The sequence below is a fragment of the Acidovorax sp. GW823-FHT01C06 genome (assembly GCF_058798375.1).
The window spans coordinates 554,290-575,429 of the sequence record NZ_JBXAKN010000001.1 but is presented as its reverse complement, the minus strand read 5'-3'; the positions used below and the strand labels follow the sequence as shown (position 1 = coordinate 575,429).

The window sequence follows — 21,140 nt, the reverse complement described above, 5'->3', positions numbered from 1 at the left end:
TGCAGGCAACTGGCAGTATTTTTTGTCATTTGCCACCCATAAGATGCACGCGCCGCCGCTGTTCCGAAGGGAGCAGCCTTCCAGAACCCTGTGCCCTTTTTTCTTTCGGAGCCGTCCTGCCATGCCCACATCCCTTCAAAAATGGTCCGCCGAGTTCCTCGGCACGTTCTGGCTGACCCTGGGCGGCTGCGGCAGCGCCGTGCTGGCCGCGGCCTTTCCTCAGCTGGGCATTGGTTTTGTCGGCGTGTCCCTGGCCTTTGGCCTCACGGTGCTGACGGGGGCCTATGCCCTGGGACCGATCTCGGGCGGGCACTTCAATCCCGCCGTGTCGGTGGGGCTGGCGCTGGGTGGCCGCTTCAAGGCGTCCGAGCTGCCCGGCTACGTGGTGGCTCAGGTGCTGGGCGCCATCGCCGCGGCGGGCGTGCTGTACCTCATCGCCACCGGCAAGCCGGGCGCGGACATCGGGGGTTTCGCCACCAACGGCTATGGCGAACACTCCCCCGGCGGCTATGGCCTGGTGGCCGCCGTGGTGACGGAGGTCGTGCTGACGGCCGTGTTCCTCATCGTGATCCTGGGCGCCACGGCCAAACGCGCGGCCAGCGGCTTTGGCGGGCTGGCGATCGGCCTGTGCCTCACGCTCATCCACCTGATCTCCATCCCGGTGACCAACACCTCGGTCAACCCCGCGCGCAGCACCGGCCCGGCGCTGTTTGGCCCGGCCTATGCGCTGTCGGAACTGTGGGTGTTCTGGGCAGCGCCCATCGCAGGCGCGCTGCTGGGCGCCGCCATCTACCGCGCGCTGCTCAGCGACGACTGAGGGGGCGGGTTTCAGCCCTCGATCGTGATGCGCTGCACCAGCGTCTGCAGGATCTTGTCGGCCTTGTCGTTGGCCACCTGGCAGGTGCCCGCGGCCGCATGCCCGCCGCCGCCAAACTCCAGCATGAGGTTGCCGATGTGCACCTGGCTGCTGCGGTCGAGGATGGACTTGCCCGTGGCGAACACCGTGTTCTGCTTTTGCAGGCCCCACATCACGTGGATGGAGATGTTGCACTGGGGGAACAGCGCGTAGATCATGAAGCGGTTGGTGGCCCAGATGGTTTCTTCCTCGCGCAGGTCCAGCACCACCAGCTTGCCGATGCGGATGGCGCAGCGCTGCAGCTGCTCCTGGGCCTTGGGGGCATGGTCGCGGTACAGCTGCACGCGCTCCTGCACGTCGGGCAGGGCCAGGATGTCGGCGATGTCGTGGTCGCGGCAATACTGGATGAGGTCCATCATCAGCGCATAGTTGCTGATGCGGAAGTCGCGGAAACGCCCCAGTCCCGTGCGCGAATCCATCATGTAGTTCAGCAGAACCCAGCCCTGGGGATCCAGGATGTCTTCGCGGGAGTACTGGGCGGAGTCGGCCTGGTCCACCGCCGCCATCATTTCGTCGGTGATGCGCGGAAAGGCCGCCTTGCCGCCGTAGTGGTTGTAGACCACGCGGGCCGCCGACGGCGCATGGGCCTCGATGATGTGGTTTTCGTCGCGCCGGCCCGAGTTGCGCACGGTTTCCGATTCGTGGTGGTCGAAGACCAGGTGGGCCCCCGGCACATAGGGCAGGTTGGTGGTGATGTCGCGGCTGGTGATGGCGATCTTGCCGTCCTGCATGTCCTTCGGGTGCACGAAGGTGATCTCGTCGATGAGATTGAGCTCATTGAGCAGCACGGCACACACGAGGCCGTCGAAGTCGCTGCGGGTTACCAGCCGGTATTTCACGTCGCTCACTAGTTTCTCCTTGTCACATATTCATGGCCACATGGTAGCCGCGGGCCAAGGCCCCACAAGGCCGTTGGCATGGAAAAGCGGACCACCGGACCGCTTTTCTCCCTTTGCCGCTCACGCGGGCCGAAGCCACTGCTCCAGCTGCCGCGCCACGCCCGCATCGCCCAGCAGCGCCAGATGGCCCATCCGGTGGAACACGGCCTGCCGATCCTTGGCAAAACCCAGGGTCCGCCGCGCATCATCGTGGATGCCCAGGGCACTGTGCAACGGCACCAACCCGTCGCCCACCAGCCGCTCAGCCACCGGACTGCGCCGCGCGGCCAGCGTGGCGGCGACGGCATGGCAGGCCACGCCCTCGGGCAGCGGCACCGGAACGCGCCGGTCAGGCTGCCGGTGAAAGCGGTCGCGCCCCTGCCCGTCGGATTCCAGCACGTGGCCGTGGCGCAGGTCGGTGATGCCCGCGCTGCGCAGCTGCGCCAGCCGTGCGAAGGGGCGCGAATACGGCGTGCTGCCCAGCAGGATGTCCACCCAGTGGCCGGCTTTTTCCAGCGGCGCGCCATGGTGGGGCGTGCCCAGGCACACCAGGTGGCGCAGCAGCGCCGGCCAGCCCAGCCCCTGCGCCACCGCCTGGTGGCACGCACTGCGCGCGACCAGCCCGCCCATGCTGTGGGCCAGCACCGCCACCTCCGTCACGGGCACCGGCCAGTCCCTCACGAGGGATTCCAGCTGCGCCGCGAGCTCCGCGCCATTGGCGCAGGTGTGCAGGCCCGTGTTGTAGCGCAGGTAGACCGGCGTGCAGCCCAGCGCCTGCGCGAGGTAGGCGCCATGGTCATGGCCGCCGTGCCGCCACTGCAGATCGTTCATGCACAGGCCGTGGACCAGCACCAGCACCTTGCCGGTGGCCGCGCCGCTGGCGGCCAGGGCGGGCAGGTCGAGCGGCAGCCCCTCCCGGTGGAACCCCATGCGGGTGCACAGCGGGTTGCCGTCGCGCTGGAGGCGGTCCCCCATCACGCCGTTGAGGGCGGCCAGCACGGCCTCGCGCTCCCACTGCACGCCGGTGTGCGGCACGGCAGGCTCGAAAAACGGCTCCAGCCGCGCCAGGCCCGCCTGCAGCCCCGCATCCACGAGCCATGTCACGCCCCGAATGCTCTGGTAGACCAGCCCCGTGAGGCCCCGCGCCTGCCCGGGCTGCGCCCCGCCAGGCAAACCCAGGGTGCCCAGCACCGACTGGTGCACGCCCTCTGCCACGCGGCTGATGCCCGTGGTGGCCTGCGTGGCCAGCCGTGCCACGCCGCGCAGGTCGGAAACGCGCAACTGCCGCAGGGGGCCCGGCGTGGAGGGTTCGGCGGGGCGCCTTGCCCCGGGGCCGGCTGCATTGGCGCCGCGGCGCGGTGATGGGGACATGGGTGGAAAGGCTCCGTTCAGGAATGGTCAAGCGACACAGGAAGAAGCCGGGGCGCCCGGCCTGTCAGAACCGTTCGCCGGGAGAAAGGTAGCGCCACTGCCCGACCGGCAGGTTGCCCAGGGTGACACGGCCGATGCGAATGCGCTTGAGCCCCACCACCTTGAGCCCCACCAGCTCGCACATGCGGCGGATCTGGCGCTTCTTGCCTTCGGTGAGCACGAAGCGCAGCTGCTCGGGGTTCTGCCAGTCGACCTGGGCGTGCTTGAGCGGCTGGCCGTCGAGCGCCAGGCCGTGGCACAGCCGCGCGAGCTGTTCGCGCGGGAAGGCCGACTGCACGTCGGTGGCGACATCGCCGTACTGCACGCGCACGAGGTACTCCTTGTCCACCGTGGAGTCCTCGCCGATGAGCTGGCGCGCCACGCGGCCGTCCTGGGTGAGAACGAGCAGGCCCACCGAATCGATGTCCAGCCGCCCGGCCGGCGCCAGGCCACGCAGCTGCGGCGGCGAGAACCGGTTGCGGCTGGGGTCGTCGCGCCAGTGCGTGCGGGGGTTGATCAACGCCACGGCGGGCGTGTGGCCGTCCTCGGCCTGCCCGCTCACATAGCCCATGGGCTTGTGCAGCAGGATGGTGACGCGCTGCTCCTGGAACCCCTGGGCGACCTTGTCGACCTCGATGCGGTCGGTGGGCAGCACCTGCACGCCCATCTCCGCGACCTCGCCATTGACCTTGACCCAGCCCTGGGCGATCCAGTCATCCGCCTCGCGCCGGGAGCACATGCCCAGCTCGGCCATGCGCTTGTTCAGGCGGGAGCTGACCAGGCCGTTGGGTGCCACGGTGCGTGCGGCAGGAGGGGGTGCCTGCCGCACCGGCGCGACAAAGCCACCCGACGCCGTGCGGTAGGTGGGCGGTGCGGGCGCGCGGGAGGGCCGGGGCGGCGGCGCGGGACGGGCGGGCGCTGCCTTGGCCGCCTTGGCTTCGATGACGGGACGGCGAAGCACGGGGCGCGGCGCGGGTGCGGACGGGCCGCCGGCATCCGGGGCGGGAGCCGCCGCGGGGCCGGCGGGCGGACGGGAACTGGAAGAGGACATTGCGCGTATTTTCGCCTGTGGGCCGCACGGGCCTTGCGGGCCCGGCGCGGAAAGGCCGGCCGGCGGTGCCTCTGCGGCATCCGCCTCCGGTGAAAAACCGGACAGCTTACCCCTGGCGCGCCTGCCAGGCCAGGAAATCATCGACGGGCAGGGGCCGTGCAATGTGGTAGCCCTGCGCCTCGTCGCACGCCAGTGAGCGCAGCCGCTCCAGGATGTCCGCGGTTTCCACGCCCTCGGCCACCACGCTGAGCCCCAGGTTGTGCGCCAGGTCGATGGTCGAGCGCACGATCATCGCGTCGTCCTCGCCCGCCGCCATGCCCATCACGAACGATTTGTCGATCTTGAGCTCGTCCACCGGCAGGCGCTTGAGGTAGGCCAGCGAGGAGTACCCCGTGCCGAAATCGTCGATGGAGAGCTTGAAGCCCTGCTGGGACAGGCGGTTGAGCATGGCCTCGGCGCGCTGGGGGTCGTCCATGATGGCGCTCTCGGTGATCTCCAGGCAGAAGGCGCTGGCGGACACGCCATGGCGCACCAGGATGTCGGCCAGCCGCGCGCTGAGCTCCGGGTCCAGCAGGTCGCGCGTGGACAGGTTGACCGAGACCCTGAGCGGCAGGCCCCGGGTGCGCGGGTCGGCCAGCAGGCGCGCGACCTCCTCGAACATCCACAGCGTGAGCTGGCGCACAAAGCCCGTCTGCTCGGCGAACGGGATGAACTGCATGGGCGGCACCAGGCCGCGCTGCGGATGCTGCCAGCGCACCAGGGCCTCGGCGGCCAGGCCGGGCTGGCCGCGCAGCGCCACCTTGGGCTGCAGGTACAGGCGCAGTTCGCGGTGTTCGACGGCGCGGCGCAGTTCGGTCAGCAGGGACAGGGTCTGCGTGCTGGCCGAATCGAACGACGCGTCGTACTGCAGCGCCCCGCTGAGCTTGCGCTTGGCGGCGTACATGGCGATCTCGGAACGGCTGAGCAGCGTGTCGGCATCGTCCGCGTCGCCTGGCCAGCAGGCAATGCCGATGCCGGCGCTCAGGTCCACCGTCTGGTCCTCGAAGGCCAGCGGCTCCTCGAACGAGCGCGTGATGCGCAGCGCGGTGTCGTGGGCGGCGGCCGCATCGGCGCCCTGCAGCAGCACGGCGAATTCGTTGCCGCCCAGGCGTGCCACCATGTGGCCGGGCAACGGCACCTGCTGGCGCAGGCGCTCGGCCACGGCCTGCAGCAGGCGGTCGCCGAAGGCATAGCCGAGCACGTCGTTCACATGCTTGAAGCGGTCCAGGTCGAGCGTGAGCACGGCCAGCGGCTGCGGTGGCCCTGCCGCCACGCCGCCCGCGCCCGCGATCGCCTGCACCACCGCTTCGCGAAAGCGCTCCCGGTTGGGCAGTCCGGTGAGCCGGTCCCAGTAGGCCAGGCGGCGGATTTCCGTTTGCTGCGCGCCGATGTCCACGCGCATATGGTCGAACGAGCGCGCGAGGTTGCCGATCTCGTCGCTGCGGGCGGTGTGCGCCAGCGGCACGTCGTACTCGCCGCGCGAGAGGCGCTGCGTGGCGGCCAGCAGCGAGCGCAGCGGCGTGGTCAGGCGCTGCGCCACCAGCCCCGTGCCCACCGCGAACAGCAGCACGCCGGCGACGGTGATGATGGCCAGCAGCACCTGCAGCTGGCGGTAGGGCGCGAGCACCTCGTCCACCGAGCGCAGCAGCAGCGCCTGCACCTCGCCGCCCACGCTGTGCAGGCGGATGGTGCGCGCCAGCAAGGTGCCTTCCGGCGTCTGCAGTTCACCCGAAGCAATTCCCTGGCGCTGCAGCAGCGCCAGCGGGCCGGGCGGCAGCGTGCTCACGGGCACCTGGACCGAGCCGTCCGCGCCCTGGACGACCAGCGCCACATGCACCGACAGCAATTGCCGCATCTCGTCGGCCAGCGGCTGGTGGATGGGAAAGCCCATCAGCACCCAGCCGATGACCACCGGTGCGCGCAGCGGCACCATCACGAACTGGTAGGGCACGCCGTCCATCACCGCGATCTGGCTGCCCTGGGCCTGCGCGGCCAGCGGCGGCACCAGTTCGCGCAGGGTGGCCGGAAACGCCTCCATGCTGCCCGACAGGCTGACCGCGCGCAGCGCGAGGTCGGTGCCCAGCAGCGCCGTCACGGCGGCGCCGATGCGGCTGCCGTGGTTCTCCAGCACGGACTGGATGGTTTCCTCGTCGCCCGAATTCACGGCGGAGCGAAAGCCGTAGTCGGCCGCGAGCAGGGCCGAGCCCTGGCGCAGCTTGTCGGCGTTCTGTTCGAGGAGCCGGCGCCAGACGTTCTCGTCCAGGTCCAGGGCCTGGGCGATCTGGGCGCGCGCATTGCGCTCGATGGTGGCGCGCACCACCGCAAAACCCGCCGCCTGCACGATGAGCAGCAGCAGCAGCGAGAGTCCCACCAGCCGCAGGATCAGGCTGCGCCGCAGCAGGCGCAGCTGCATCAAGGCTGCAACCCCGCCAAACGCACCGACGCGGCGGCGCCGCCGGCGGCGGGCACCGTCAGCGCCTGCTCCTGCGCGGGGGCGCCCACCGGCAGCCGCGTGTGCCAGGCGCGCAGCGTGTAGGTGCCGGGCGGCACATTGTCGAGCTGCGCCCTGCCCGTGGCGGCGGAGCTGCGCGCGTAGTGCGGGGTGTCCACCACCAGGATCCAGCCCACCATCTGGTCGTGGATGTTGCAGCCGAGCACCACCACGCCCGGCCGGTCGAACAGCACGGGATTGGAGGGCGTACCGGTGTAGAGCTTGAGCTCGAATTTCTTGGCGGGCGAGAACGAATAGACGTGGTGGCGCACCGAGTCATGGTTGGGAAAGCGCACCTCGGTGCCCACCGGCACCACGAGCACGCCGGGCACGAACCTTCGTTTCTCCTGCGCCATCTCCACACTGGCCAGCGGCCGGGCCTGCCGGGCCGCGTCGGCCGAGTCGAGGAACACCACGGCGTCGGCCAGCGGCTTGCCCGCGGTGTCCAGCACGTCCACCTGCACCGTGGCACCCCGCGCCGCCGTGGCCAGGCCCGCCATGCACGCACCGGCCAGCAGGAACGCGGCCACCGGGCGCCCGGTGCGGCGCGCGGGAAAGCAGGCATGCGTCATGGTTCGATGGCCATGCCCAGCAAGGGCGCGCCCTCGCCCACCCTGCCCAGCGCACGGGTGGCGCCAGTGTCCAGGTTCACCAGGTGCAGCCGCGTCTGGCCGTCGGCCGGCGTGCGCACGGCGATCAGCGCGGTGTTGCCGACATCCGAGATGTCGAACGACACATCGGTCAGGGGCCCCAGGCCCAGCGGCCCCACGGTGCGCAGCTGGCCGGTGTTGGGCGACACCACGGGCGTGGCGCCTTCCCGCGAGCCCTGCGTCACCAGCACGCCGAGCGCACGGTCGATGGCGTAGTTGGTGGTGAGCTTGCCGTCCTGCGCGTTGTAGGTATAGGCGGCGCCCGCGATATCGGGCGCGCGGCCGGCGTTCGTGTCGCTCCAGGCATAGCGCAGGGCCGGGTCGGGCTGCACGCCCTCGACGGCCGGGTCGCCGTCCACCACGGCGCCGGTGTCCGGGTGCAGCCGCAGGTTCTGGCCCGCGTTCGAGACGACGCGGATGCGGTCGGCCACGGGGTTGAAATCAAAGCCGAAGGCCGTCCCCCGCAGGGCCAGGACGGCCGGCGTTGGGCCCACGGGGCGCAGGGCCCCGGTGGGGATGTCGAGCGTGTACAGCCGCCCCGCCTGCGAGAGCGCATACAGCACGCCGCGCGCCACGCGAAAGTCCAGGCCCACCAGTCGCTCGCCCGGGGCCAGGCCCGTCACGGAGCGGCGCTCCAGGATGCGCTCCGGCTGGCCGGCATGGAAGGTGATGAGCTCGTGCGACGCCGTGACCGCGACGACCAGTTCGCGCTGGTCCGGCCCGGGCGCGGGTGCCGTGGCGCAGCTGGCGAGCGCGGCGACCACCAGCGCGGCGGCGGCGGCGCGGCACGCCAGGGGGAGGGAAAGCGGGTTCATCCTGAGGCCTCACATCTGTAACGGGTTTATACATGATGGGGTGCGCCACCGGGAGCCACCGGCCAACGAAGCACCCGCCAAATGCTACCAATCAAATAGCAAAAAACCCAATGCAATACGCCGCCTTGCTGCGTTTTCCTTCATTTTCCACAGCCTCCACCCCGCCTTCTGCCCTGCGGGAGTGGTGCACGCCCTGGAAGGCCATTTGTAACAAACGCCCATGCACAACGGGCATGGCGCCATCCGCAAGCCTCATGACACTTCTTGTCAATTCTGCCTACACTGCCCTGGGCCGGCGTGCGGGTCGCGGCCGCCGGCCCGGCTGATGCGGGCCCCGTTATTGCTTTGCCTTGTGCATCCCGATCCATTGCACCCAGAGACCTCAAGGAACACCATGCCGGCCGCTTCATCACTCAAATCCCTGTCGATCTCCAGCCGGCTCGGCCTGGGCTTCGGCTGCATGCTGGTGCTGGTGGTGGCCGTCGCTGCCGTGGGCCAGCTTTCCGTGGGCAAGGTGCATGAGCAGATGCGCCAGGTCACCGGTGCCGGCGCCAGCAAGTCCAAGCTCGTCAACGGCATGCTGGAGAGCGTGAGCGCCATCGGCATCCAGAGCCGCTCGGCGGCCATGCTCAACGACATCGACCCCAAGCAGGCACACGAACAGATCGCTGCCATTTCCGCGACGCTCAAGGAATACGGCCGCCAGGAAACCGCCCTGGGCGAACTCCTCACCCCCGCCGGCGCCACGCCCGCCGAGATCAAGCTGCTGGGCGAGGTACAGGCGCTGGGCCGCAAGGCGCGCCCCGAGCTCGACAACGCGATCAAATCGGCCGACGACGGCGACACGGTGAGCGCGACCCTGGCACTGATGACCCGCGTGGCGCCCGTGGAAACCGCGTGGCGCGCCAAGCTGCGCGAACTCATCGAGCTGCAGAACAGCCTCAACGCCGACGCCACGGCCTCGGCCGAGCAGACCCAGAGCAACGCCCGCATGGTGGGCGGCCTGCTGGTGCTGCTGGCCATCGGGCTCGGCGCGCTGATCGCGTGGCGCATCACCGCCAGCATCACCGCCCCCATCGGCCGCGCCGTGGTGGTGGCGGAACGCATCGCGCGCGGCGACCTCACCTCGCAGGTGGAAGTGCGCATCCAGGACGAAACCGGCCGCCTGCTGGAAGCCATCGCCGCCATGCAGGAGCGCCTGCGCACGCTGGTGGGCGAGATCGGCCAGACCGCCGACTCCATCCTCGTGGCCAGTTCGGAAGTCGCCTCGGGCAACCTGGACCTGAGCCAGCGCACCGAGCAGACCTCGCACAATCTGCAGGGCGCGGCCACCGCGCTGGTGGACCTGACCGGCACCGTGTCGCAAAGCGCCGACTCGGCCCGCCAGGCCAACCAGCTCGCGTCCACCGCGTCCGACGCGGCCACGCGCGGGGGCGAGGTGGTGTCGCAGGTCGTGCGCACCATGGACACCATCAGCGCCAGTTCGCGCAAGATCGCCGACATCATCAGCGTGATCGACGGCATCGCCTTCCAGACCAACATCCTGGCCCTCAACGCCGCGGTGGAAGCCGCCCGCGCCGGCGAACAGGGCCGGGGCTTCGCCGTCGTGGCGGGCGAAGTGCGCAGCCTGGCCGGCCGCTCGGCCAATGCCGCGCGCGAGATCAAGGCCCTGATCGGCGCCAGCGTCCATCAGGTGCAGGAGGGCAGCACCCTGGTGAACCACGCGGGCAAGACCATCGAGGAGCTGGTGCTGTCGGTGCGCCGCGTGTCCGACATCATGGGCGAGATCACCGCCGCCACGCAGGAACAGAGCCAGCGCATCGGCCACGTGAGCCATTCGGTGGGCGAACTCGAGGAAATGACGCAGCAGAACGCCGCCCTCGTGGAGGAAGGGGCCGCGGCGGCCGACAGCCTCAAGGACCAGGCGGGCCGCCTCACCCAGATGGTGGGCACCTTCCGCCTCACGCGCGATGGCGGCGGCGAGAACCACTGGAGCGGCGGCGCCGCATCACCCGCGCCGGTGCCCGTACCGGCGCCCCCGCAGCGCGCCAGCCTGCAGCCCCCTTCGCGCGGCCAGCAACCCTCGCTGCCGGGCTGAGGCCCGCCGCCGCTCAAACGCCCTGCTGCAGCGGGAAGATGCTCGAGCGCAGCGCCAGCAGATCCAGCACGCGCAGGCCGCCGTATTCCACCCGGATCGCGCCCTGCGCCTCCAGCGCCGCCAGCGCCTCGTTCACGCGCTGGCGCGACAGGCCCACCAGATAGGCCAGCTCCTGCTGCGTGATGCGCAGCACCTCCCCCACGCCGGGGTACAGCACCGGGTTGAACAGCGATGCCAGGCTGCGGGCCACGCGCACGTCGGGGTTGTTCAGGCGGTCGATCTCGCGCGCGGCGATGAACTGGCCCAGCCGCTCGTTGAGCTGGTTCATCACGAAGCGGTTGAAGCCGATGGAGTGGTCCAGCAGCCAGTGGAAGCTGTCGATCGGCAACCCGGCCACCACGCTCTTGCGCAGCGCCTGGATGTTGTAGCGGTAGGGCTCGCGCTTCAAGGCCGTGCCCTCGCCAAACCAGCCCCCGGGCGGCAGGCCGGCGTAGGTCATGGTCTGCCCCTGCGCGTTGTCGCTGCTCATCTTGAGCAGGCCCTCCACCACGCCAAACCAGTAGGTCACCGGCCGCCCCACCCGGCAGACGTAGTCGCCCGCGTTGGCGTCCCCCACCAACAGCGACGCCACGGCCCGCTCGCGCTCGGCGGGCAGCAGCAGGCTCAGCCAGGGTATGCCGCCGAGCTCGTCCACCGTGGGCGGCCGGCGCCGCTGGTGGAGCGAAAGATCCTGGTTCATGCGTGAGTCCATGGCGGTGCGGGTCCGGGGGAGAGCGACAAAGGGGGCATGCGATGCGGGAATACCACGACCCGGATTGTCGTCAGAACGACAAAAAAATGTCAATTGTGACGGGATGATGTCGCCTCCCCAGCAGCCGATGCGCCCGCCTGGGCCACCCGAGGAGACACGCATGCCCGACAACCACCCGCCCGCAGGCCTGGCACGGCCAGCCATCCGCCCTTCGCCACGCCTTGCCCGGCGCCAGCTGCTGGCCGCGGCCGTCAGCCTGCCCTGGCTGGGACTGGGCAGCGCCCGCGCGCAGGAAGGGGCCATCCGGATTGCACAGTCCACCGCCCTCACCGGCCCGCTGGGCGATCTCGGCTCGGCCATGCACCAGGGCGCCAAGGCGGCGTTTGCAGGCATCAATGCACGGGGCGGCATCCACGGCAAGACCATCGAGCTGGTCACCCAGGACGACAGCTACGACGTGCCCAAGGCGCTGGCCAACGTGACGCAGTTCCTGGCCGATCCGGGCACCTTCGCGCTGTTCAACTGCATGGGCACGCCCATGATCGACGCCATGCTGCCCAAGGTGGTCGACAGCGGGATCCCGTTCTTCGCGCCGTTCACGGGCGCGCAGCTGAGCCGCACCAAGAGTGCCCGCAACGTGTTCAACATCCGCGCGAGCTACGCCGACGAGGCCGAAAAGCTGGTGCAGCACCTGTCCACCATCGGCATCCAGCGCATCGGCATCGTCTACCAGAACAACTCGTTCGGCAAAGAGGTGTTCACCGCCGCCAAGCAGTCGATGGACCGCCTCAAGCTGCCCGAGGCGCTGACCGTGACGGTGGAGAACAATGCCTCGGACGCGGGCACGGCGGCGGCCAAGCTGGCGGGCGGCAACCTCGAGGCCATCGTGATCGGCCTGGCGGGCAAGCCCACGCTGGAGTTCGTGAAGGCGTTCCGCGCCATCAAGCGCGGCGTGACGCTGTATGCGCTGTCGGTGATGGGCACGCCCGCCACCGTGAAGGCCCTGGGCGCGGACGCCACGGGCATGGCGATCTCGCAGGTCGTCCCGCTGCCCTCCAATGCGGTCATGCCGGTGGTGCGGGACTTTCAGGCGGCCTGGAAGGCGGCGGGCGCCACCGCAGAACCTTCGCACCTGGCGCTGGAGGGCTACATCAACGCCCGCGTGTTCGCCGAGGCACTGCAGCGCGCGGGGCGCAACGCCACGCGCGCCGCCTTCATCGATGCCACCTGGAACCTCAAGAAGTGGGACCTGGGCGGCTTCGAGATCCATGCCACCACCCCGGACCGCAACGCCTCGCGTTTTGTCGAGCTGACGCTGGTCGGGCGCGACGGGCGCTTCCTGCGCTGAGCCCGGGCCTCGGCGGCCTTCGGCCGTTCTGCCCTCCCCCGGCCACCGGACGGGCGCCGCCCGCCCCGTGGCGCGGGCGGAATCAGGGCACCTGAACCACCACCGCGGCGGACAGGGGGCCTTCGTTGCCGGACGCATCCAGCATGCTGACCTGGTAGCTGTGGCTGCCGCTGGGCGCGGTGGTGTCGGTGTAGGCCGGATCGGTGACCGTGGCGATCGCCACGCCGTCGCGGTACACCCGGTAGCTGGCGGCACTGCTTGCAATGAAGGACTTCTTGACCGCCTGCATCTGCGGGTTGGTGCCGGACTGCGGCAGATAGCCGTAGTTGATGGTCCACACCAGCGTGCCGCCCAGGCCCTGCTCGCGCACCCATTTGCCCTTCTCGGCGATGGAGCGCTCATCCTCGAAGCTCAGGTAGGTGACCGGCGTGGAGCCCCGGTACCAGGGCTGCGAGTACGTGATGTACCCCTGCTTGGCCACGTCGTCCCAGCGATACGCGGCGCCGGGCTGCCCGAAGGCGTTTTCCTCCACCAGGCGCTGGTAGTTGTTCATCCAGTCGCCGTTGTCCACCCAGCCCTGCATGCCCGTGAGGTCCTGGCGCGGCCCCGTCACCGGACGGGGGTAGTACACGCCGTAGAGCCCGATGCCAATGCCCAGCTTGGTGCGCGGTACGCCCGCGCTCAGGTAGGCCTGCACCGTGGAGGCGATGGACGTGGGGTGCAGGTCGCCCTCGCCGAACAGGGGGGAGTGGTGCCACGACTTCCAGCCCCAGTCGCCCGCCATGCTGTAGGTCATCAGGTTGTACTGGTCCACCAGCTCGGCCACCTGGGCGTGCCAGGGCGTGATGTCCGGCTGGTTCTTGTTCACCCAGAAGCCGGGCCAGCTCAGTTCCAGCGGCGCGTTCGGCGCCTGGTAGCGGGCACGCAGCGCCGAGGCGGCGCGCAGCTCGCGCAGCAGCGCCAGGGCCTGGGCGCGGCCGACCTCGGTGTCCAGCTTTTCTTCCCAGTCGATGTCCACGCCGTCGTAGTTTTTCTGCACCGCCTTGTCGAGGATGTTCTTGATGAAGCGTGCGCGCACCGTGGGGTTCGCCGTGGCGGCGATGAACCCCGCGCCATCGCTGTCCCCGCCCACCATCATCACCGCCTTGACGCCCGCCGCATGGGCCTTGGCGATCAGCGCGTCCTCCACGTTGGCCAGATGGCCCGTTCCGGCGCCCTCCAGCAGATCGCCCGCCTGTCCGCCGGGCAGCGAGCCCAGCGCGGGCGCATAGCGGCCGAACACGAAATGGGTCATGGTGGTCATGTCCACGGCGTCCGGCGGGAACAGGTTCCAGAACCAGCCCGCGTAGTAGCCATTGACCCACTTGCCGCTCTTGGTCACGGGGTTCCAGCCAACACGCACGCCCTGCTGGGTGGCCGTGGCGGTGACGCCGCCCACCGGGGGCAGCGGGTTGCCTGCGTCCACCGTCACGTTGACGAGCGCGCTGGTGGCCTGGCCCGCGCTGTTGACGCACTCCAGCGTGTAGGCGGCGCTGGCGGCAGGACTGACCTGCTCGCTGCCCTGCACCGGGCGCGCACCGCTCCAGCCACCCGAGGCGGTGCAGCCGGAGGCGTTCTGCGACTGCCAGTCCAGGCGCGCGCTTTCTCCCGGCCGGATGCGGCTGGGCGTCGCGGCGAAGCTGGCGATGGTGGGGGGCACCGGCGGCGGACTGTTGCGCACGAGGATCACCGTGGAGGCCCCGGTGGCGTCTCCCTGCGCGTTGCTGCAGCTCAGGCTGTAGGTGGTCGTCACCACCGGGCTGGCGGGGGCGGTGCCGCTGACGGGGCGGTCGCCGCTCCAGCCGCCGGATGCCGTGCACGTGGCGGCGTTCTCGGTGCTCCACGCCAGGGTGCTCGTGGCGCCAGCGTCAATGGTGCCCGGGTCCGCCCCGAACGACAGGATGCGTGGCGGCGCGGGCGGCGGCGGCTCGGCCCCGCCTTCGATGACGAGCTGGGCCAGGCCTTCTCCGCCGGCCTCGAAATACTCCATGCGCACCGTATGGTTGCCGGCCGCCAGGGGCAGTTCGGCCACGTCCATCGTGATGCCGTGCGGGGTCCAGTTGTCGATCACCCGCTGGCCGTTGACGAACACGCGCACGCCATCGTCGGTGAACGTCACGAACCGGGCGGTGCCGGCCGCAAAGGGCACCGAGGCCGTCCAGCGCGCCGAGAAACCGTCCACCGGCAGCCGGGGGTCGGGGCTGTCGGTCATCCAGTAGCGGTCGATCGGCCCCTCCTCGCAGCGGGTCAGCACCGGTGCGCCGGACAGTCCGGTATTGGGAAAGTACTCCGCCAGCCACTGGCCCGGCGCGCAACTGGCCTGCGCCATCGCGCTGCCGCCGGCCAGCATCCAGGAGGCGGCCAATAGCCGCAGCAGGGTCCCGGCATGGCGGGACCGGATGCGCCAGGAGCGCGCTGCGCGCTCCCTCGCCGCTGGTAGATGGGGCATGGTGAAATTTCTCCTGGAAGACAAGGCAAAGGGCAAAAGAAAACAAAAACGCCGCGCGGCAGAACGGTGTGATTCCTGAATCAAATGTGGCTTTGACGCTTGTCCCATATTGATTCTTTGCTATTGGATTCATACCGGCAGCAGGCACGGCGCTTTGGCGGCGGCAGGCAGGAACGCAGGCCTTGCAGGCAGCGCTCCGCCACCGGACCCATTGTCCGAAGGGGTGGGCGGCAAATCCATCCGACTGATGTCCTACGACCTTGTGCGCCGGGTCGTAAGACCCGCTCCACCCACCCACCCCGAACACGGCGCGCGGCAGAAAGGCGTGGCCGCCCCGTGCACCGGCGCGGCCCCCCCGGTGGCGCACCGCGGTCCACCGGCCCGCACGGAACCCAGGCGTTCGCCGCCCTGCGGCGGCGGCCAGCCCCGCAAAAGCGCGCTCAGCGCGGCCCGCGCCAGGAGAGCAAAAGAGTCCACGGCCGCGCCACGGGCGGCCCTGGTGGAGCGGCAGGCGTCATGCAGACGCACCGGCCGGCATCCCAGGGGGTGCCGGCGCCCCGGGGACGCCCTATTGCGCGGCCACCGCGTACCGGTAGCCGCGGAAGGTCCAGACCGTGCGCCCCGGCTCGATCTTCTCCAGCACCAGGCCCGGCGCGGCCTGGTCGCCCTCGTGCAGCACCTGCCCGTTGACGATGGCCATGCGGTACACCGGGTTGCTGGAATGCGTGGCCCCCGTGACCTTGAGCGCGGGCAACTGCGCGCGCAGGGTGTCCGGCAGGTCGGTCTGGGCGAACACCGGGCTCGCGGGCGGCGGCGCGGCGCCGGGGTCCTGCGTGGAGCGCGGGGCAGACCCGTTGGCTGGGAGCGGCGCGCCAAGCGACTCACGCGGGCGCGCCGGATCGGCCACCGGCGCCCGTGCGGCGGGTGGTGCCACCACCACCGCGGCCACAGGCCGCTCGCGCTCACGCGCGGTGCCGCCGCGCTTGTCCGCCGCGCGCTTGCTGTCCGCCGGGCGCGGCTCGGGTGCGGGTGCGGGCGCCGGCGGGGCCGTCCGGGCGAGCGCGGGCTCTGGCGGCGGCGCCGGCGCGGGCACGGAAGAAGCCAAGGGGGGCGGCGGCGCCACTGGAGCTGCCGTTGTGACAGGTGCTGTGGGTGTGGCGGGCGCGGCAGGGGCAGGCGCCACCACGGCGGGCGCGGCCGGGGCCATCGCCGTCGCCACCGGGGCCTGCGGCCGCAGGGCCCACCAGGTACCTCCGGCCGCCAGCACGGCCACGCCCACCACCACCGCCGCCACGGCCCAGAGCGGGGCCGGCGCCGCCCGGTGGACGGCGGGCAATTCCCCGGCCGCGGGCGCGGCCTGGGAGTGCAGGCCCGGCACGGCCCCCCGGCCACGTTCGGCGTCGGCACGCCGCAGCGCATCAAGGATGTAGGACATGGTCAGTCTCCGTTGCGCAGGCGCGGCTCGTTCACGCCCGTGGCGCGGTTGAGCAGCATGAGTGTCAGGGGGCCGGCACGGCCATCGGGCGTCACGCCCTGGGCCAGCTGGAAGCGGTGGATGCGCGACTGGCGCAGCGCGGGCGTCACCGGCCGGCTGCCGGAGCCCGTGCCGCCGGCCGCCTTGCTGGCCAGTTGCTGGTCCAGCCAGGCCGCGCCGGCCGGGGTGTCGCTGATCTCGCCGCGATCGGGCATGCCGGCCGGGGTGCGCCACAGCGTGGCGATGTCGCCGCGCCACGCCTGCGCCAGTTCGGCCACCGGCACCCGCAGCGTGCGGCCGCCGCCTTCCAGCGCGGCGGTCTCGCCGTCCAGGCCGCGCAGTAGCACGGAGACCGGGGCCTCGGCTTCATCCGACGGATACAGCGCGAGCAGCACGGGCCGGTCGATCTGCCGCACCAGGTTCAGGCCCGCGCGGCGGTTGCGGTAGCAGCGCAGCCCCTCGCGCGGCAAGGTGGCGCAAGCGTCCGCCCCCGCGGGCAGCTTCACGCCCCAGGCCGAGGCCAGCGCCTGCCAGGCCGGCGCATCGCTGGCGGGCTGCGCCAGCACGAATTGCTCCAGCGCGGAAGGTTGCGCCCCCGGCGGGATGGCGGCCGCGGCCGCCCCCTGCGCGGCGGACTCGGTGGACGCCGCCGCCAGCACCGCGGGCGCCACCAGGGGCGCGGCTATGGGCGGCGGGGGCGTGGCGGCGGGACGGGAGGCCGCGCGCGATGGAGCGGCGGCTCCGGCGCCCGTGGCCGCCTGCGGCCCCGGCTGCGGCGCGGGCCACAGGCCCAGCGCCCAGCCCGCCGCCGCCACGGCCACGGCACCCGCCACGGCGCCCAGGCCCGTGGACGCCCAGCGCGGCAGCGGTGGCCGCGCGCTGCGCGCCGCGGCGGCCGATGCCGGTGCGTCGAACACTTCGCGCGCGGCGCGGTTGACGATGGCCCTGGTGACCTGGCGCGCCCCCGCCGCGTAGGCGCCGAGCAGCGCCCGGTCGCACAGCAGGTTGATGCGCCGGGGCACGCCGTGGGAGAGCGCATGCACGCGCTGGATGGCGCGCCGCTCGAATGGGATCGGCCCGTTGAGCCCGGCCACGGCGAGGCGGTGCGCGATGTACTGCTGCGTCTCCTGCGGGGTCAGGGCGTCCAGGTGAAAGCGCGCGATCACGCGCTGGGCCAGCTGCTCCATCGAAGGCCGCGCCACCATGGCGCGCAGCTCGGGCTGGCCGATGAGAATGATCTGCAGCAGCTTGCGCTCGCTGGTCTCCAGGTTGGTGAGCAGGCGCAACTGCTCCAGCACGTCGGCCGCGAGGTTCTGTGCCTCGTCGATGATGAGCACGTTGTTGCGCCCCGAGGCGTGCGCGGCCAGCAGCGACGCGTTGAGCGGGTCGATGCAGTCCTTGACCGTCTCCACCCCCGGCACGGCCGGCTTGTGCGGCACGCCGAACTCGTCGCAGATGGAACGCAGCAGCTCGCCCACGGTGAGCTTGGGATTGAAGATGTAGGCCACGTTGCAGTTCGCCGGAATCTGCTCCAGGAAACAGCGGCACACCGTGGTCTTGCCCGTGCCCACCTCGCCGGTGAGCAGCACGAAGCCGCCGCCCGCGTCCAGCCCATACAGGAGGTGCGCCAGCGCCTCGCGGTGCCGCTCGCTCATGAACAGGTAGCGCGGGTCCGGTGCTATGGAAAACGGGGGATGCTGAAGACCGAAAAACGGGGCGTACATGCCGTGAGGATACCGCCCTGCCATGAAACGCCCCCCGGCCGTACCCGGGCACAGCGCGGGGCCTGCCCGGACAGGGAGGCAGGGTTTCACCCACCGAGTAGTTTCCCGTAAATTGTCGTCGGCAAGACAAGATGGCGTCAAAGTGGGTCCTAGCATTGGACCCAACGCGCTGCCACAAGGCACCCAGCCGCGCCCCGGCAGCCCCCGGGCCGACACCTCTTACTTTTAGGAACCGGAATGAAGACCACGTTCCCGCAATTGCTGCTCAAGCATGCCGCCGAGCGCCCCGACGCGCCGGCGCTGCGCGAAAAAGAATACGGCATCTGGCAGACCCACAGCTGGGCCGACCTGGTGCGCCTGGTGGAACAGGTGGCGGCCGGCCTGCACCTGGCGGGCCTGCAGCGCCACGAGCACATGGTGGTGATCGGCGCCAACCGCCCCCGCCTGTATGCCACCATGCTCGCGGCGCAATCGCTGGGCGCCATTCCGGTGCCCCTGTACCAGGACGCCGTGGGCGCCGAATGCATCTTCCCCCTGAACAACGCCGAGGTGCGCTTTTGCCTGGTGGAAGACCAGGAACAGGTCGACAAGCTGCTCGAGATCCGCGCGCAGTGCCCGCAGATCTCGAACATCTTCTTTGACGATCCGCGCGGCCTGCGCAACTACGAGGAAGAAGGCCTCGCGTCGCTGGACTCGCTGATCGAGGCGGGCAAGGCGCATGCCGCCAGGAACCCCCAGTGGTTCCGCGCCGAGGTGGCCAAGGCCCAGCCCGACGATGTGGCGGCGATGTTCTTCACCTCGGGCACCACGGGCAACCCCAAGGGCGTGGTGCACACCCACAGCACGCTGCTGGACCGCGCATCCGCGGGCGCCGAGTTCGACAAGCTCACCAGCAGCGAAGAGGTGCTGGCCTACCTGCCTCCGGCCTGGATCGGCCAGAACATCTTCAGCTACGCGCAGTGGCTGGCCTGCGGCTACGTGGTGAACTGCCCCGAGTCGGCCAGCACCGTGACCATCGACCTGAAGGAAGTGGGCCCCACCTACTACTTCGCGCCACCACGCATCTTCGAAGGCCTGCTCACCAGCGTGATGATCCGCATGGAAGACGCGGGCACCCTCAAGCGCAAGATGTTCCAGGCCTGCATGGCCGTGGCCCAGCGCGTGGGCCCCGCGCTCATGGACGGCCTGCCGGTGGGCACGCTCGACCGCATCAAGTACGCCCTGGGCAACCTGCTGGTGTACGGCCCGCTGCGCAACAACCTGGGTTTCAGCCGCGTGCGCGTGGCCTACACGGCGGGCGAGGCCATCGGGCCCGACCTGTTCACCTTCTACCGCTCCATCGGCATCAACCTCAAGCAGCTGTACGGCTCCACCGAGACCGCCGTGTTCGTGTGCCTGCAGCCCGACAACCAGGCGCGCGCCGACACCGTGGGCGTGCCCATCCGGGGCGTGGAGATCAAGGTCGCCGACAATGGCGAGATCCTGGTCAAGTCCGCCGGCCTGCTCAAGGAGTACTACAAGAACCCCAAGGCCACGGCCGAGGTGCTCACGGCCGACGGCTGGTACCACACGAGCGACGCGGGCTTCCTCGACGCGCACGGCCACCTCAAGATCATCGACCGCGTCAAGGACGTGGGACGCATCAAGGGCGGCGCCAACGACGGCGCCATGTTCGCGCCCAAGTACGTGGAGAACAAGCTCAAGTTCTTCCCGCACATCAAGGAAGTCGTCGCCCTGGGCGACGGCCGCGAGAAGGTGTGCGTGATGGTCAACATCGACTTCGACGCCGTGGGCAACTGGGCCGAGCGCCGCAACCTGCCCTACGCGGGCTACACCGACCTGGCGCAAAAGCCCGACGTGTACGAGCTGATCCGCGAGTGCATCGAGAAGGTCAACGCCGACCTCGCCACCGATTCCATGCTGGCGGGCAGCCAGGTCAGCCGCTTCCTGGTGCTGCACAAGGAGCTCGATGCCGACGACGGCGAGCTCACGCGCACCAACAAGGTCCGCCGCGGCTTCATCGCCGAGAAATACGGCGTGCTCGTGGACGCTCTCTACGCGGGCCGCACCGAGCAGTACATCGAGACCCAGGTCAAGTTCGAGGACGGCCGCACCGGCAGCGTGAGCGCCACCCTGAAGCTGTCGGACACCAAGACCTTCGCGCCGGTGAAAAAGGCCGCATGACCCCGCACCCCACCCATTGAGTCCAGGCATTCAATCCATGACCAAAAAGAAGATCGGTGACGTCATCCTCGACGTCAAGAACATCAGCCTGCGGTTTGGCGGTGTGAAGGCGCTGACGGACATCTCGTTCAACGTCAAGGAGCACGAGATCCGCGCCATCATCGGCCCCAACGGCGCGGGCAAGAGCTCCATGCTCAACTGCATCAACGGCGTGTACACGCCGCAGGACGGCTCCATCACCTTCCGTGGCAAGACCTTCTCGCACATGAACTCGCGCCAGGTGGCCGAGATGGGCGTGGCGCGCACGTTCCAGAACCTGGCGCTGTTCAAGGGCATGAGCGTGATCGACAACATCATGACCGGGCGCAACCTCAAGATCAAGAGCAACCTGCTGATGCAGGCGCTGCGCATCGGCCCCGCCGAGCGCGAGGAGATCCGCCACCGCGAATACGTCGAGCACATCATCGACTTCCTGGAAATCCAGGCCTTCCGCAAGACCCCCGTGGGCCAGCTGCCCTACGGCCTGCAAAAGCGCGTGGACCTGGGCCGGGCCCTGGCCATGGAGCCCCAAGTGCTGCTGCTCGACGAGCCCATGGCCGGCATGAACGTGGAAGAGAAGCAGGACATGTGCCGCTTCATCCTCGACGTGAACGACGAGTTCGGCACCACCATCGTGCTCATCGAGCACGACATGGGCGTGGTGATGGACATCAGCGACCGGGTGGTGGTGCTCGACTACGGCAAGAAGATCGGCGACGGCAGCCCCGACGAAGTGCGCAACAACGAAGACGTGATCAGTGCCTATCTGGGCACGAGCCACTAA

Annotated in this window: 16 protein-coding genes; 5 read left to right on the top strand and 11 right to left on the bottom strand. The window is 70.2% G+C overall.

Features of this window, described 5'->3' with window-relative positions:
• Nucleotides 1–121: 121 nt before the first annotated feature.
• Nucleotides 122–817, top strand: coding sequence for an aquaporin Z (gene aqpZ, locus AC1RCS_RS02635; RefSeq protein ID WP_492246303.1), 696 nt, complete (start codon nucleotides 122–124; stop codon nucleotides 815–817).
• 11 nt (nucleotides 818–828) lie between these two features.
• On the opposite strand, the gene AC1RCS_RS02630 is transcribed toward aqpZ, so the two are convergent.
• From AC1RCS_RS02630 to AC1RCS_RS02600, 7 genes are all read right to left on the bottom strand, one after another.
• Nucleotides 829–1,764: an exopolyphosphatase gene (locus AC1RCS_RS02630; protein WP_218293065.1), complete on the bottom strand. Its 936-nt coding sequence runs from the start codon at nucleotides 1,762–1,764 to the stop codon at nucleotides 829–831.
• 111 nt (nucleotides 1,765–1,875) lie between these two features.
• A complete protein-coding gene (locus tag AC1RCS_RS02625; protein WP_492246302.1) occupies nucleotides 1,876–3,165 on the bottom strand; it encodes an esterase/lipase family protein in 1,290 nt (429 codons plus the stop codon).
• 64 nt (nucleotides 3,166–3,229) lie between these two features.
• Nucleotides 3,230–4,255, bottom strand: coding sequence for a pseudouridine synthase (locus AC1RCS_RS02620; protein WP_255591278.1), 1,026 nt, complete (start codon nucleotides 4,253–4,255; stop codon nucleotides 3,230–3,232).
• A 106-nt stretch (nucleotides 4,256–4,361) separates the two neighbouring features.
• Entirely contained in the window at nucleotides 4,362–6,707 is a 2,346-nt protein-coding gene (locus AC1RCS_RS02615) for a putative bifunctional diguanylate cyclase/phosphodiesterase (protein ID WP_492246301.1), read from the bottom strand.
• Nucleotides 6,707–7,285, bottom strand: coding sequence for a methylamine utilization protein (locus tag AC1RCS_RS02610; protein WP_492246364.1), 579 nt, complete (start codon nucleotides 7,283–7,285; stop codon nucleotides 6,707–6,709). The genes AC1RCS_RS02615 and AC1RCS_RS02610 overlap by 1 nt, the downstream gene beginning before the upstream one ends.
• A 68-nt stretch (nucleotides 7,286–7,353) precedes the next feature.
• Nucleotides 7,354–8,250, bottom strand: coding sequence for a DUF4394 domain-containing protein (locus AC1RCS_RS02605; protein WP_492246300.1), 897 nt, complete (start codon nucleotides 8,248–8,250; stop codon nucleotides 7,354–7,356).
• 91 nt (nucleotides 8,251–8,341) lie between these two features.
• Complete coding sequence (locus AC1RCS_RS02600; protein WP_492246299.1) at nucleotides 8,342–8,485, bottom strand: hypothetical protein; 144 nt, start codon at nucleotides 8,483–8,485, stop codon at nucleotides 8,342–8,344.
• Between the two features lie 159 nt (nucleotides 8,486–8,644).
• Here AC1RCS_RS02600 and AC1RCS_RS02595 point away from each other — a divergent pair, with 159 nt between their 5' ends.
• Complete coding sequence (locus AC1RCS_RS02595; protein WP_492246298.1) at nucleotides 8,645–10,348, top strand: methyl-accepting chemotaxis protein; 1,704 nt, start codon at nucleotides 8,645–8,647, stop codon at nucleotides 10,346–10,348.
• A gap of 13 nt (nucleotides 10,349–10,361) precedes the next feature.
• Here the strand turns inward: AC1RCS_RS02595 and AC1RCS_RS02590 are convergent, their stop codons facing one another.
• Entirely contained in the window at nucleotides 10,362–11,087 is a 726-nt protein-coding gene (locus tag AC1RCS_RS02590) for a Crp/Fnr family transcriptional regulator (RefSeq protein WP_255591280.1), read from the bottom strand.
• Between the two features lie 172 nt (nucleotides 11,088–11,259).
• Here AC1RCS_RS02590 and AC1RCS_RS02585 point away from each other — a divergent pair, with 172 nt between their 5' ends.
• The gene (locus tag AC1RCS_RS02585; RefSeq protein ID WP_492246297.1) at nucleotides 11,260–12,447 is read left to right on the top strand and encodes an ABC transporter substrate-binding protein; all 1,188 of its coding nucleotides are present in this window, start codon (nucleotides 11,260–11,262) and stop codon (nucleotides 12,445–12,447) included.
• An 82-nt stretch (nucleotides 12,448–12,529) separates the two neighbouring features.
• Here AC1RCS_RS02585 and AC1RCS_RS02580 read toward each other — a convergent pair whose 3' ends face one another.
• The 3 genes from AC1RCS_RS02580 to AC1RCS_RS02570 all read right to left on the bottom strand — a co-directional run bounded on the left by AC1RCS_RS02580 (nucleotide 12,530) and on the right by AC1RCS_RS02570 (nucleotide 18,133).
• Complete coding sequence (locus AC1RCS_RS02580) at nucleotides 12,530–14,935, bottom strand: glycosyl hydrolase family 18 protein (RefSeq protein ID WP_492246296.1); 2,406 nt, start codon at nucleotides 14,933–14,935, stop codon at nucleotides 12,530–12,532.
• A 568-nt stretch (nucleotides 14,936–15,503) separates the two neighbouring features.
• A complete protein-coding gene (locus AC1RCS_RS02575) occupies nucleotides 15,504–16,370 on the bottom strand; it encodes a general secretion pathway protein GspB (protein WP_492246295.1) in 867 nt (288 codons plus the stop codon).
• Nucleotides 16,371–16,372: 2 nt separating this feature from the next.
• Entirely contained in the window at nucleotides 16,373–18,133 is a 1,761-nt protein-coding gene (locus AC1RCS_RS02570; RefSeq protein ID WP_492246294.1) for an ExeA family protein, read from the bottom strand.
• A gap of 237 nt (nucleotides 18,134–18,370) precedes the next feature.
• Here AC1RCS_RS02570 and AC1RCS_RS02565 point away from each other — a divergent pair, with 237 nt between their 5' ends.
• Together AC1RCS_RS02565 and AC1RCS_RS02560 are read left to right on the top strand one after the other, a co-directional pair.
• The gene (locus tag AC1RCS_RS02565; protein WP_218341427.1) at nucleotides 18,371–20,317 is read left to right on the top strand and encodes an AMP-dependent synthetase/ligase; all 1,947 of its coding nucleotides are present in this window, start codon (nucleotides 18,371–18,373) and stop codon (nucleotides 20,315–20,317) included.
• 37 nt (nucleotides 20,318–20,354) lie between these two features.
• A complete protein-coding gene (locus AC1RCS_RS02560; protein ID WP_055400027.1) occupies nucleotides 20,355–21,140 on the top strand; it encodes an ABC transporter ATP-binding protein in 786 nt (261 codons plus the stop codon).

Bases quoted from the DNA above. Each gene is read 5' to 3' on its own strand.
- AC1RCS_RS02590 (WP_255591280.1), bottom strand. From the start codon at position 11,087: ATGAACCAGGATCTTTCGCTCCACCAGCGGCGCCGGCCGCCCACGGTG.
- AC1RCS_RS02560 (WP_055400027.1), top strand. From the start codon at position 20,355: ATGACCAAAAAGAAGATCGGTGACGTCATCCTCGACGTCAAGAACATC.
- AC1RCS_RS02605 (WP_492246300.1), bottom strand. From the start codon at position 8,250: ATGAACCCGCTTTCCCTCCCCCTGGCGTGCCGCGCCGCCGCCGCCGCG.
- AC1RCS_RS02575 (WP_492246295.1), bottom strand. From the start codon at position 16,370: ATGTCCTACATCCTTGATGCGCTGCGGCGTGCCGACGCCGAACGTGGC.
- aqpZ (WP_492246303.1), top strand. From the start codon at position 122: ATGCCCACATCCCTTCAAAAATGGTCCGCCGAGTTCCTCGGCACGTTC.
- AC1RCS_RS02615 (WP_492246301.1), bottom strand. From the start codon at position 6,707: ATGCAGCTGCGCCTGCTGCGGCGCAGCCTGATCCTGCGGCTGGTGGGA.
- AC1RCS_RS02600 (WP_492246299.1), bottom strand. From the start codon at position 8,485: ATGCCCGTTGTGCATGGGCGTTTGTTACAAATGGCCTTCCAGGGCGTG.
- AC1RCS_RS02565 (WP_218341427.1), top strand. From the start codon at position 18,371: ATGAAGACCACGTTCCCGCAATTGCTGCTCAAGCATGCCGCCGAGCGC.
- AC1RCS_RS02625 (WP_492246302.1), bottom strand. From the start codon at position 3,165: ATGTCCCCATCACCGCGCCGCGGCGCCAATGCAGCCGGCCCCGGGGCA.
- AC1RCS_RS02595 (WP_492246298.1), top strand. From the start codon at position 8,645: ATGCCGGCCGCTTCATCACTCAAATCCCTGTCGATCTCCAGCCGGCTC.
- AC1RCS_RS02580 (WP_492246296.1), bottom strand. From the start codon at position 14,935: ATGCCCCATCTACCAGCGGCGAGGGAGCGCGCAGCGCGCTCCTGGCGC.
- AC1RCS_RS02570 (WP_492246294.1), bottom strand. From the start codon at position 18,133: ATGTACGCCCCGTTTTTCGGTCTTCAGCATCCCCCGTTTTCCATAGCA.
- AC1RCS_RS02585 (WP_492246297.1), top strand. From the start codon at position 11,260: ATGCCCGACAACCACCCGCCCGCAGGCCTGGCACGGCCAGCCATCCGC.
- AC1RCS_RS02610 (WP_492246364.1), bottom strand. From the start codon at position 7,285: ATGGCGGGCCTGGCCACGGCGGCGCGGGGTGCCACGGTGCAGGTGGAC.
- AC1RCS_RS02620 (WP_255591278.1), bottom strand. From the start codon at position 4,255: ATGTCCTCTTCCAGTTCCCGTCCGCCCGCCGGCCCCGCGGCGGCTCCC.